Here is a 12,701-nt window from a genome sequence, read left to right as displayed (position 1 = left end):
GCAGAACAACCTGTCGATGAGTTCGGCGTACCTGTCAGTGTCCTGACCCGGTCCGGACATCACGGCCCCCTTCCGTTCGTCCTGTCAGCAACCAGGACTCCATGCGTACGACGAGTAGTCCCTCGTCGGTGCCGATGGCGATCCGGCCGTCGCCGAGCGCCATGAGGCTGTGGCACCGGATCTCCAGCGAGAGTGTGTGAAGCGGCGTCCGGGGTCCCGCGGGATCGGGGTCCCAGAAGCGCACGGTTCGGTCGTCACCGTCTCCGCAGGATGCGAGCAGCAGCCGTCCATCAGATGCGGTGAACTCGACGACGTCGGTGACCCAGTCCCGATGACCGGTGAGGGGACCGCCATAGGGGAGGCCGGTGGCCTCTACCGTGAGCTGGATCTTCTCGCTCCTGCGGTAGGTGGCGTGCAACGTTAGCCCACCTGGTCCGCGGACCCGTGTCGGGCCGTCCGATGATTCCACCGGGCGATGACCGCGGGGCATGGCCGCGGGCTCACCGGTGGTGGCGTCGAAGGCGGCGAGGCGGCCCGCTCGGTACTGGGCTAGCAGCAGGGGGGCGCCGTCCGGCCCGTCGGCGGTGGACAGCCGTTCGATCTGGTCCGATGACGGGTTGGCGGCGACGATGAGGCTGGCGGTTGCGGCCGACCGTAGGTCGCTCGGCCCGGGATCTGGCGGAAGATACGGGTTCCAGACGCTGACTGTGCCATCGTCCGCTGCGGACGCCAGCAGTGTGTCACCGGCCGGCCCCTCGAAGGCGGTGATGGCGAGACCTCGGGCGGAGTGGGCGTGCGCATCAGCTACGAGCGGGGTGCGGTCCGTGAGGTCCTCCGGCCGCCCGGTGAGCGCGTCCCATACGCGGACCGCGCCGCTCCGCGCGACGGCTGCCAGCAGCGTGCGACGGCCATCGGCCGCAGTGAGTACGGTAAGGGCGTATACGGCGGCGTCCGAACGGAATTCGGTGACCAACTCGCCGGAGACCGGTTCCCACACGCGTACCCTGCCGTCGTCCCACCCGCCGGCCAGTAGCGTCAACGCCTCGGTGTCGTCGGCTCGTCCGAAGGCCACCACCGCTCGCGCCGTCGCCGCAGCGCGTTGTACTAGCGTGCCCACCCGCCGCCCGGTGTACGCGTCCCAGACCCGTACACCGTCGCCGGCGGCGCTCGCCAGCAGGGTGCCGCCGGATGCATGGAAAGAGGTCAGGGCCGACACCGGTCCGCGGTCGTGGCTCCGGAACCAGAACTGGTTGACCTGTCCGGTCAGCGGGTCGAGGAATCGGATGCCGCCGCCCAAGTCTCCTACAGCGACCCGGGGGGTGGGCGAAAGGTCCGGGCCGGCGACGCCGGGCGGCAGCAGGAATCCGTGCAGCGTGTGCGGCGACATCCCGTTCGCTGCCTCCTGGACGAGCCGCGGCCGCCCGGAGGACACGTCCCAGATCCTGATGCGCTTGTCGTGGCCGCAGGTTGCCAGCAGGCCGGTGCCGGGAATCGAGGTCACCGTTGTCACCGGGCCCCGGGCGAACTGCTCGGCCGCCATGGCGGTGTATCCGTGCGCGGGGTCCCAGACGTGGAGGCCACCACCGTCGTCGACACCCGCGAGCAAGGTGCTCGCGTCCGGTCGCGCCACCGGTGTGAGGGAGCGGACCGGATATGGTCGGCGGGCCAGCGTCAGCCGCGGTGGCCGGGGCCGCAACCGGGCCCAGCACACTTGCCAGCCCGCGCCTCGGCCGGTCTCGGCCGGCTCCTCACGTACGGGCGCGATTCCGGCCGCGCGAGCCGTACCGAACTGCCGCAGTCCCACTCGGTCGCCCGGACCGCAGTGCCGCAGCAGATAGGCGGCGTCCAGTACACCGAGGACAGATGGCGGCAGCCCGCGCGCGCCGCCCACGGCGCGCAGCGCATCGGTAGCGACGGCTTCCACCGACAATCTGTCGAGCACGGTGGGGTGGTCGGCCAGTACGGTCCATCCGGGTATTCCGGCTGCTGCAGCGTGGCCGGACAGATAGCGGGCCAGATAGCAGTTGAGCGGTTGCCCGGGAGCCTCGTCCGCCAGGTGTACGAGTGCCTCCGTCACCCTGCGCCGGCGCTCGTCCAGGTCGCTTGTGGCGTACGTTGCCGTGAAGTGCTCCGCGAATGTGCGATGGGCGAGTCGATGGACGCTCTGGCCGTCCTCGCCGTCAAGCATGATGTACGGGGCCGCGGTCCTCAGGATCTCGTCGATGTCGTCCGAGGTAACCAGTTCTTGTCCGGTACCGCCGAGGGCTCCGGCCGCGGTAGCCCAGATTCTGCCTGCCCGGGGCAGCCCTCTGCCCTGCGCATGGGCGAGAGCTTCCAGCAACTGACCTGCCAGCGCGTGGTGCGTGCGGAGGCGGCGGACCGCGGTTGCGAACAGCGAGCGGTGATCGCCTCGAAGGAGTACGGCGAGTTCCCTGGCGCGGTGGGCGAGCAGGAGGCCGGGGTCGGCAAGGATCTCGTGCACGGCGAGCCCCGCGTACAGGAAGTCCCGGCCTCCGGTGTCGCCGGCTGCCTCACCCTCGACTTCATCCACGATCAGTGCGGAGGCGCGGCGGACGGCATCCGGGAACGTCCCCGGCTGACCGGGATAGGAGGCACGTGCCTGTTCCAGGCGCCTTGTGACGTAAGTGTCAAGGGCCTGCGCGTCACGGCGTAACCAATGCACGTCTACATGGTCCTCGTCCGAGCCGAGGGCGTCGAGGAGATCCTTGCCGGGACCCGGGGCGCGGTCGGCCGCGTCGTACGACGAAGGGCGGGCCCCGACGACCATCCGGATACCCGGGAGCCTACTGAGCTCGCGCAGCAGCCCGGCGAGCAACGACGGCTCCCGAGCCTCGTCGAGGGCGTCGAACAACAAGGTGTAGTGATGCCGGCCCTGCCCGGACCTCGAACGCAGCTCGGCGATCATGTCGTTGAATTCATCGACGGGGGGCCGGACGTCCGTGCTCGGCCGGGCGCCCAGCAATGCCGCGAGCCGGACGGTGACGTCATGGGCGGTGGCCCCGGTCAGATGGAGCGCAAGGTCGAAGGCGGGCAGCTCGGGGCAGGAGTCACCAGAGTCGGCTGCGAGACCGGCACTCGAGAGCAGCGGCAGCAGGTCACCGAGCCGTGCGTTCGCGTGCAGCAGCACATGACCGAGAAGAGCGGACTTGCCGCACCCGGCCCGCCCGGTAACCACGAGCAGACCCGAACGGTGTTCCGCAAGCCAGCCGGCGATCGCCGCGCGGTCCTGTGTTCGTCCGGCGAAACCCCAGGACAGCTCGCCGAATTCCGAGCCGAGCCCCTTGCGGGCGAAGTGGGCGCGGTTCTCCTCCGGAAGCGCGTCGACCGCCTCCCGTAACCGGTTGTGGACCTCCATCGAGGCGGTCACGGGGAAGGCCGTGCGGCGACGCAGCGGGGGCAGGCCGCCCAGATTGAGCGGGAATACGGAGAGCTGGCCGCTCTCGCCGAGACGTGCGCCCAGGTCATGGATGGGGATCGTCGTATCGTGATCGCTGTAGCCGTGGGTGAGGATGTGCTCCAGAACTCGCCGGAAGGTCCCCAGGTGTCCCGCACCTTCGTCGCGACCGGAGCCGATGAGGAGCAGGCCACGGGTCGCCGTCTCTTCACCGTGGGCCAACTCTGCGAGGGCCTTCCTGACGAACAGTCCGGCACCGCAGGCCTCGACGACGACAATGTCCCAGAGGTCTTCGGAGGAGCGCTGCCGACGTGCTTCGGCCACGTGGGTGGCGAAGACCGAGGGGTGGAGCTCGGCATCCTTCGTGTCCGGTTCCTGCCCCCTGACATACAGGGCGGCGTCTCTTCCGTTCGACCAGCCATGACCGACCCACAGCAGAAGCGAGTTGCGGAGTTCGTCAGGTGCGGCCCACGTCGTGAGCCGTGTGTGGACCCGGCCCAGATGGCGCTCCTCGGGTTTCACGTCCCAGGGGACGAGAGCGCCGCCGAACGACTTGAGGACCGCGGCGATCGCGTCGGCTTCCTCGTCGGCGGCGACCGTCTCCTGGCACAAGTACTTGCCGAGCGGCACGGTGTGGACATCGAAGCCCTGCACGCAGGACAGCAGGTTCGCCGGCTCGTCTTCGTGCACGGGTCAGTGCCCGATGTCCGGGTCCTCGGCCGCGGCCAGGATGAGCCGGGTCACTGCTTCGCCACCGCCGGACACCTTGATCCGGTACAGGCCGGGCTCCCGCAGTCTGCACCGGGCCCGCAGCACACCGGAGGCGTCGCGGCGTGGTGGCAGCTGCGGGCTCGCGACGACCCGGTCGGCGGCACTACTGTCCTGGACCACGCAGCTCATCCGGCGGGGGTCGTCATCGCCGGTCACGGTGAACTCGAACTCCTCGCCCGGGCTGACCAGGTCAGGGGCCTCAAGACCGGTCTCACCGTGGCCGAGCCGCTGCCCTAGGTCCTCCGGCCGGCGCAGCCCGGTCAGTAGCCCGCGCGTGAGGTCGATCGCCCCGCCGCAGGTTGCCAGGGCGCCGTGCCGCTGGGCGAGGGCGATTTCCTCGACGCCGCCCGCGTGCGCGGCGTAACGGTAGACGGTGCCGTCGCCTCCAAGGTCCTCCTTGAGGGGGCGGCCGATCCCGTCCCGCTGGATCTCGTCGTCGTCATGCCGCTTGAACATGTATGTCTGGGGCGTGGCCACCCCAGAGCGCAGCCGCAGGCTCTGCATGGTGTGCTGCGCGATCCCCACGGCCATGCGGTGGCCGGGGAGGGGTGAGTTTCCGAGAGCCCTGAGACGGTCCAGGGAGTACGCGGCGAGTTCGGCGTCGCCGCCGAGGTCCGCGACGTCGGCAGGGGACAGCGGCACCATGTCGTCGTCGGTTTCGACACAGCGGTAGGCGGGGAGCAGGTCGTGCAGTCCGGGGAGGGTGCGGGCGAGGTCGCGCAGTTGCCGGTGGGGCAACGGTACGGGTGCGCCACGGCCCGAGTTGAGGATCGCCGCGGCTTGCACCGCGCCGTGGAACGGGGTCCCGAGGGTGAGCGTGGCGCGTACCCGCTCGACCGCGCCGGGTATCCGAGTCAGCTCACGGACCAGCAGACCACCCATGGAATGGGCGACGAGGACCACTTCGGCCGACCTGCCTTCCGGCGCGTGGCGCCGGGCCTCCTCGTATGCGGGATGCGCGGTCCAGGCCGCCAGATGCCGGTCGACAGCCTCGGCCAGTCGGCGGGCGTTGAAGGCGACCGGGAGCCGCCAGTCGTACGGGAACTCACAGATCGCGGCAGGGTCGGCGACAGCGGGCCGGAGCCCACGGACCAGGTTGGTGTACGGCTCTGTCCCGCCCAGCAGCGGAGACCACGACGCGAACTTGAGCAGTCGCCGTGCGGTGACCCGGCCGACCTTCCCGGCCCGTTCGTCCTCCGTGACGGCCAGCGCCGCCATTCCGCTCCTGTGGTGCCAGCGTGCGGAGTACGTGAGTGCCTGCCGCATCCCCCACAGGACACGTCCTGTGTCGGCCTCGACGAGTTCGCTTCCCATGATTCCAGGGATGATCACCACGGCATCGTGGGTTGTCGCACTCCTGACAGCGGGAGGAGTTGCAGGGCCCAGGCGTTCCATGAACAGAAACATTACGGCGAAAGTCATCCGTACTGTGCGGAGTTCAGCGCTTTGTGTGGTGTGGGCTTCGGCGCTGCCGTCTCACCCTCCACTTGGTTCTGTGTGCAGGATCGGCGCCAGGTATTTCCTCAGGTCGATTCCGTCCCCCTGGGCGTTGCGCACGATCACCCGGGTACGGCGACGGAGTGGTCCACCCACGGGTGACGGACCGGGTGGGGTGTCGGGAAGCGGCTGTGCGGACCCATGGGCGAGGTCACAAGCCCGCACGATGGTGGCACGAGACCCCCCTACTCCTCCTGGTCAGGATCGTGCCCCGGGGCTGATCCATGGTTTCCCCATACGGCCGGTTCACTCCGGCCGGGGGTTCAACACGTCGGTTAGGGTGGCGAGTCGGGGGATCCCGGCCGTCTCGACCGGCGGTCGTGTGCGGGTTCCCGGGGGCGGGGCTGTGGCGGGTGGTCTCCCGTCGGTCCCGACAGCAGGGGGAGGTGCGTCGCATCCGCCGGATGGTCTGCGACAGTGCGCGGGCTTTCGCCCGTCCCGGTCACGAGCGGGACGTCCGGTTCGGCCGGCGCCCGGTGAGGGGACGCGGCGCGGGCGGCTTCGGTGACGGGGCGCCGGCCCGGCGGCAGGGGCGTGGCGACAGGTCACGGCCGGAGCCCCTGGCACGACCGGGGCCCGGACCGGGGTACCGCCCGCCGGCCGGGCGCGACGGCCGGGTGGGCGGCCGGCCGGAGCCCGCGCTGCTGCCCGCGGCGCTGCGAGTGCCGCTCGGGACGGTCGCGGTCCTCGCCGCCCTGGTGGTCGTCGCGCTCGGGATCCTGTTCGCCGGTGACAGCGGGCCCGCCGCGGTGGACGCGCGGATCCAGGCGGTGGCGGACGGTGCCGGGCCGCCCTGGCGGTATCTCGCGCTGGCCCTGGACTTCCTGGGGGAACCCGTGGGATCCGTGCTGGTGGTCGCCTCCGCGCTGATCGGCTGTCTGCTGCTCCGGCGTCCGCGCGCGGCGGTGTTCGTCCTGGCCGGGGCCGGCGTCACCGTGGTGACGACGACGGTGCTCAAGTTCCTGGTGGGGCGCACCATCCACGGCGCCGACAACCTGTCCTACCCGAGTGGGCACACCGCCTTCGCCACCACGCTCGCCGTCGTCGCGGCCCTGCTCGCGGCGGACCGGTCCGCCCTCGGCAGGGCGGCCGGTACGTCACTCGTGCTCGCCGCGGCCTCGGCCGCGGGCGGCGCCATGGGCTGGGCGGAGGTCGCCCTGGGCGCGCACTACCCGACCGACGCCCTCGGCGGCTGGTGCACCGCGCTGGCGGTGACACCGGCGCTCGCCCGGCTGGTCGACCGGACGGCCGACCGGATGACCGGTCGAGGAGCCGACCGGACGGACGACCGGATGGCCGACGCCGTGCGCCGGGGGCATTGATGACGGTCCGTCATGTCCGTCATGGCGATCGTTCGCCCAGGTGACGGAGTGCGGGCCTCCCGGTCGATCGGGGTCGACCGGGAGGACGATCGGACGGACGATCGGACGGACGGGCCGCATGCGGCGCAACCTCCGTTGACGCGCTTGCGCCCGGCGGCCGTGCCCGGCGCGGCGATGCGCTCTTCCACGCACCCTCGCGTCGGCCCGCGCGGAGCGGCGAGGTGCGGGCCGGCCGGGGCGCGTGCACGGCCCGCCGAACGGCTGCCGGGCCGCCGGTCGAGCGGCCGGGCCGTCAGAAGATGCCGACGGGCCGTCAGGTCAGCTCAGGCCAGGCGGCGGAAGACGGGCCTCACCGGGCGTCCGCCCAGCCACGGAGTGGGGTCGGCGGATTCCAGCGCCTTCCGGTAGACCGCGCACGCCTCGGCCACCACGTCGACCGTGTGGTCGATGTCGGCGTCGCTGAGCGCGCTGCTCACCACGAAGGACGGGGCCAGTACGCCGCCCGCGAGGAGCCGGCGCAGGAACAGGGTGCGGTACTCCTGCGACGGCTGCCGGTTCCCGTCGAGGGTGGCGAAGACCAGATTGCTGGCCCGGCCCCGGACGACGATGTGGTCCCCGACGCCCATGGTGGCCGCCGCGTCGCGGACACCGGCGGCCAGCCGCTCGCCGAGGGCGTGCAGCCGGGCGGTGACGCCCTCCTCGACGTAGGTGGTCTGCACGGCCATCGCGGCCGCCAGGGAGTGCGTCTCCGCGCCGTGCGTGGTGGACAGCAGGAACACCCGGTCGCCGGAGTGGCGCAGCCCGCCCCGCTCCATCAGGTCACGCCGCCCGGCCAGCGCCGAGACGGCGAACCCGTTGCCCAGCGCCTTGCCGAACGTGGAGAGGTCGGGGACGACGCCGTACAGACCCTGGGCGCCCGCCTCGGACCAGCGGAAGCCGGTGATCATCTCGTCGAAGATCAGTACGCAGCCGTGCCGGTCGGCCAGTTCGCGCAGGCCCGCGAGGTACCCGGGCGGCGGTTCGGCGTGGGTGGCGGGTTCCAGGATCAGGCAGGCGACCTCGTCCTGGTACCGGGTGAGCAGTTCCTCCGTGGCGGCCAGGTCCCCGTAGGGGAAGGACACGGTCAGCTCGTCGGTCTCCGCCGGGATGCCCGCGGACATCGGCGTGGTGCCGATGAACCAGTCGTCGACGGAGAAGAACGGATGGTCGGCGCAGAGGGCCACCCGCGGGCGGCCGGTCGCGGCGCGGGCGAGGCGTACCGCGGCGGTGGTGGCGTCGGAGCCGTTCTTCGCGAACTTCACCATCTCGGCGGTCGGCACCGTGGCCAGGAAGCGTTCCGCGGCGTCGACCTCGACGACGGACGGGCGGACGAAGTTGCTGCCGCGGTCGATCTCCCGCCGTACCGCCTCGACCACCCGGGGGTGGGCGTGGCCGAGGCTGACCGAGCGCAGCCCGGACCCGTACTCGACGTAGCGGTTGCCGTCGATGTCCCACACGTGCGCACCGTTGCCGTGGCTGATGACCGGGGCCAGGTTCTCGGGGTACTGGTCGTCACCCTTGGCGTAGGTGTGCGCGCCGCCGGGGACCATGGCGTGCAGCCGCTCGTTCGCGAGCCGTGAGCGGGGCAGCTGGAATTCTTCGGTGTGTTCGGTACGCACGCCGGCCTCAGCTCTCTTGTTGCTTCAGGACCTGCGCGAGGCTCGGCGCCCCCCGGTCCCGTTCGGACATCGAAGTGACCGGCAGCGGCCACGGAATGGCGAGCTCCGGGTCGTCGTGGGCGATCGTCACGTCCTCGGCCGGGTCGTGCGGGCGGTCGATCCTGTACGAGGTGTCCGCGGTCGCGGTCAGCGCCTGGAAGCCGTGCGCGCACCCCGCGGGGATGTACAGGGTCACCTGTGTCTCGCCGGACAGCTCGAAGAAGGCCCGGCCGAGGTAGGTGGGCGAGTCCGGGCGCAGGTCCACGACGACGTCGAAGATCCTCCCGGACGAGCAGCGCACCAGCTTGGCCTCACCGGCGCCGGAGCGCAGGTGCAGACCGCGCAGCACGCCCCGGACCGAGCGGGACAGGCTGTCCTGGACGAAGGCGTCCGGGTCGAGGCCCGCCGAGCGGACCACGTCGGCGTCGAACGTGCGGCAGAAGAAGCCGCGTTCGTCCGCGTAGGGCTTCGGCTCGAAGAGGTACGCGCCGGTGATCTCGGGGACTTCGGTGGCCTTCATGGAGCCTTCCGCGGGGTGTGGGCGTGGTCGGCCGCGGGGAACACGGCCGCGGTCAGGGAGTCGAACTGGTGCTGAAGCCGCCGGGCGGCCTCCACGTTCCGTTCGGCGAGGGTCCGCCGCAGCTCCGGGGAGCGCCTCTCCAGCGCCCGGAACTGCTCCAGCAGCCGGTCGGCGTCGACCTCACGGGCCGGGTGGCAGAACGCGCCGAGGCCCATCTCCGTCATGAGCGCGTCGCTCTTCGCCGCGTAGCTCAGGGCGAGCACCGGCGTCCCGGTCTTCAGTGCGCAGATCAGGTTGTGGTAGCGGATCGCCATCACGGCGTCGGCGGCCGCCATCTCCTTCATCAGGTCGGCCAGCGAGGCCGGCTCGGCCGCGGTGACCAGTGGCGACTCCACCGCGTCGAGGATCGCGGAGACCACCGGCCGGTCGCACTCGTCACCGGTGAGCAGCCGTACGGCCCTGCCCTCCTCGACCAGCGCGCGGACGAACCGGATCGTCGCGTCGAGGTAGCGCCCGTATATCTCCTCGGCCCGGGCGCGATCGTCGTTGCCGCCGTGGAAGTCCATGACGCCGACGCAGACCGTGCCCGCCGGGTCCGACGGGTCCGCGGGCGTGCTCGCCCGCTGGGCCGGCAGGGCGAACGCGAGGTCGGGGTAGACCTCGTCGCGCGCCGTGTCCACGCCCATCGTCCGCATCGCGTCGCGGGACTGCGTGTCCCGGTAGGACCGGTAGGCGGCCAGCCGCGCGGACCAGCGGACCAGGGCTCGGGTCGGCCGGTCGGCGATCGTCGCGGCGCCGACGCTGACCAGCGCCACCCGGGTGCGCAGCAGCCGGCCGCTCGCGCAGAGCAGGAACAGCGAGTACGGGAAGCCCCACGGCCGCAGCGGCAGGGTCGCCTCCAGGACGCCCATGCCCGGCACGATCACCACGTCGTGGCGGCGTACCCAGGCGGCGGTGCGGAAGACGTCGACGAGCTTGCCCAGGGCCTTCCCCGCGATCGCGTGCGCGCGTGACGCGGTCCGGTACTCCCCGCGATACCAGTGCATCCGTGTCGCGGGGATGCCGAACCGGGTCGTCACCGCCTCGGGGCCGCCGCACAGCGCGTCCACGACCGCCTCAGGGTGCGCGGCGCGGAGGTGGCCGAGCAGGGCTTCGAGCGATCCGTCGTTGCCGAGGTTGCCGGAGCCGAGCAGGCCGAACACCCCGACGCGCACCGGGGTTCCGTCCGCGGAGGTCATGCCCGCCTCCCCTCGCGGCCCGCGACGAGGGCGTCGACGGAGACCGTGAGCAGCGCCGGATCGACCGGGGCGCGGTCCTCGACCCGCTCGCCGGCGCCCGGCCGGACCCGGCTGGTCAGCCACGAGGCCAGGTGGCCGTAGCAGGCGCGGCGGTCGGCCGGGGAGAGCGGCGCCCGCCGGATCGCCGAGGCGAAGCCCCAGACGTACTCGGCGAGCAGCCGGGGCGTCGGGTGCAGCGGGCCGGCCCGGCGCGGGTCCAGGTTGACGCAGCGGGAGCGCTTGGACGGGTTCGCCCGCTCGGCGCGGGTCGGGTGGTCGCGGCGGAAGTACAGCAGCTCGGGCACCTGGTGGAAGGGGCCGTGGAGGGTGATCTCGGCGACGTACGTGCGGTCCGCGTGGTGGTAGCTGTCCATCGGCTTCACCCGGCGCAGCCTGTCGGTCCGGAACACCCCGTAGAAGTCGTCGCCGCCCGGCTCGAACAGCAGACTGCGGAAGCGCTCCGGCGCGTGCGGCGAGTCGGTGGCGAGCGTGTACTCGTAGGGGACCGTCACCCGGCCGTCCCCGTCGATGACCGCCTGGCCGGTGTGGGCGAGGATCATGTCCGGACGCTCGTCCAGCGCTTCCACACAGCGCCGCAGCAGGTCCCGGCCGTAGAGGTCGTCGTGCGAGGCCCACTTGAACAGCTCGCCGCGGGACTCGGCGAGCACATGGTTGTGGTTGGGCGTGGCGCCGATGTTGCGCGGCAGCCGGAGGTAGCGGATGCGCGCGTCCTTCGCGGCGTACTCGCGGCAGATCTCCTGGGTTCCGTCGGTCGAGGCGTTGTCGGAGATGATCAGTTCGAAGTCCTCGTACGTCTGGCCGAGCAGGGCGTCGAGCGACTCGGACAGGTACTCCTCACCGTTGTACACGGGCAGGCCGACGCTCAGCCTGGGTCGGTCGGTCATGAGGTCCTCACTTCGGGGATGGTTTCGCGGTGGCGCTCGCGCAGGGCGGACCGCAGCTGCAGCCACCACACGGCCGAGCCTCCGACGGTCGCGGCGGCGACGCCCCAGGCCGAGCCGGCCGTGCCGGCCACGACCGCCCCGCCGAGCCCGCCGCCGACGTAGCAGGCGGACGCGAACAGCTGACAGCGCAGGCTGCGCCGGGCCGCGCCGAGCGCGCGCAGTCCGGCCGCGGCGCCGGTGCCGAGGCCGGCTCCCGCGACGCTGAGGGTGATCTGCACGATGAGGTGCGAGGAGGAGGTCCAGACGTTGCCGAGCGCCAGCTCGCCGGTCCGGTCGGGTATCAGCAGCAGCGTCGAGCCCCACAGCAGCGCGCCTACGGCCTGCCCTGCGCCGAGGAGGAGACAGAACCTGCCCAGCCGGTGCGGGGCCTCCCGCAGTACCCGGGCCGCCTCCGGGACGGTGACCAGGGAGAGTCCCATCAGCACCGCCAGGAACGGCCCGAGCAGCAGCTCGGCGCCCCGCACCGCGCCCACCGCGCTCACCCCGACGATCGCGCCGAGCCCGTAGGCCCGCAGCTGGCTCGCGCCGCTCAGGCTGACGTTCTCGACCAGGTACCGGTAGCCGAGATCGCGCTGCTCGCGGAGCCATCCGCGTGCCTCGCCGAGCCGGGGCCGGATGCCGGACTGGAAATAGCCGTACGCGCCCGCGACCGTCGCGGACCCGCCCCAGGCGAGCACGAAGGCGGCCACGGTGTCCACATGGGCGGCCACCACCATGACCGGCACGAGGGCGACGCCCCACACGACGTCGTTGACGAACGCCTTCCGTCCGGCGCCGGCGGCGAAGAACGAGAACCGCCAGGCGTCCTGGAGCAGCAGCCCCGGCAGCATGACACCGAGGGCGGCGAACGCGGGCCCCACGCGGCCGCCGACGCCGAGCCCGGCCGCCAGGCACACGACGCCGAGGACGGTGCCGACGCCGAGCGCGGTGCCCGTGGACCGGGACACCGCCCCGCGCCAGGACGCGTCCGACACACCGCTGAAGCGGACCACGAGCGGATCGGTGGCCAGCCCGCGGGAGACGTTGAGCACCACGCCGTACGTCACCCAGGCGAGGCTGAACACGCCGAACGCGGTCACCCCCAGCGAGCGGGCCACGTAGATGCCCACCACGAAGTTGCTCACGCTGGACGCCGCCTGGTCGGCCAGTCCCCAGGACAGCCGGCCGACGAGGGCCCGCCGGCCGGATCCGGCCGGCGGCGCCGTCGTCGGGTTCTCCTCCTCCGTGCTCATCGGCG

8 protein-coding genes are annotated in these 12,701 nt (G+C 72.1%); 1 reads left to right on the top strand and 7 read right to left on the bottom strand.

From position 1 onward, the window contains the following. Positions 1–34: 34 nt before the first annotated feature. Positions 35–4,105: an AAA family ATPase gene (locus OG776_RS13210; protein WP_329320774.1), complete on the bottom strand. Its 4,071-nt coding sequence runs from the start codon at positions 4,103–4,105 to the stop codon at positions 35–37. A gap of 3 nt (positions 4,106–4,108) precedes the next feature. Further along, positions 4,109–5,518, bottom strand: a complete 1,410-nt coding sequence (locus OG776_RS13205) for an esterase/lipase family protein (protein ID WP_329320772.1) — start codon at positions 5,516–5,518, stop codon at positions 4,109–4,111. Positions 5,519–6,300: 782 nt separating this feature from the next. Here OG776_RS13205 and OG776_RS13200 point away from each other — a divergent pair. Next, positions 6,301–7,005: a phosphatase PAP2 family protein gene (locus OG776_RS13200; protein WP_329320770.1), complete on the top strand. Its 705-nt coding sequence runs from the start codon at positions 6,301–6,303 to the stop codon at positions 7,003–7,005. Positions 7,006–7,328: 323 nt separating this feature from the next. Here OG776_RS13200 and OG776_RS13195 read toward each other — a convergent pair whose 3' ends face one another. The 5 genes from OG776_RS13195 to OG776_RS13175 are packed head-to-tail and all read right to left on the bottom strand — an operon-like array spanning position 7,329 to position 12,696. Next, on the bottom strand, positions 7,329–8,663 hold the full coding sequence (locus OG776_RS13195) for a glutamate-1-semialdehyde 2,1-aminomutase (protein WP_329320769.1): 1,335 nt from the start codon (positions 8,661–8,663) through the stop codon (positions 7,329–7,331). A gap of 7 nt (positions 8,664–8,670) precedes the next feature. After that, the gene (locus tag OG776_RS13190) at positions 8,671–9,222 is read right to left on the bottom strand and encodes a dTDP-4-dehydrorhamnose 3,5-epimerase family protein (RefSeq protein ID WP_148010927.1); all 552 of its coding nucleotides are present in this window, start codon (positions 9,220–9,222) and stop codon (positions 8,671–8,673) included. Next, positions 9,219–10,460: a polysaccharide pyruvyl transferase family protein gene (locus OG776_RS13185; protein ID WP_148010928.1), complete on the bottom strand. Its 1,242-nt coding sequence runs from the start codon at positions 10,458–10,460 to the stop codon at positions 9,219–9,221. The genes OG776_RS13190 and OG776_RS13185 overlap by 4 nt, the downstream gene beginning before the upstream one ends. Beyond that, positions 10,457–11,404 carry a glycosyltransferase family 2 protein gene (locus tag OG776_RS13180; RefSeq protein WP_148010929.1) on the bottom strand — a complete coding sequence of 316 codons (948 nt, stop codon included), beginning with the start codon at positions 11,402–11,404 and terminating at the stop codon, positions 10,457–10,459. The genes OG776_RS13185 and OG776_RS13180 overlap by 4 nt, the downstream gene beginning before the upstream one ends. After that, positions 11,401–12,696 carry a hypothetical protein gene (locus OG776_RS13175; protein WP_148010930.1) on the bottom strand — a complete coding sequence of 432 codons (1,296 nt, stop codon included), beginning with the start codon at positions 12,694–12,696 and terminating at the stop codon, positions 11,401–11,403. The genes OG776_RS13180 and OG776_RS13175 overlap by 4 nt, the downstream gene beginning before the upstream one ends. Positions 12,697–12,701: the final 5 nt, after the last annotated feature.

The sequence above is a fragment of the Streptomyces sp. NBC_01689 genome (assembly GCF_036250675.1).
In the GTDB taxonomy this organism is placed as follows: Bacteria; Actinomycetota; Actinomycetes; order Streptomycetales; family Streptomycetaceae; genus Streptomyces.
The sequence above is the reverse complement of the archived record's forward strand: the minus strand, read 5'-3'. Positions and strand labels throughout refer to the sequence as shown.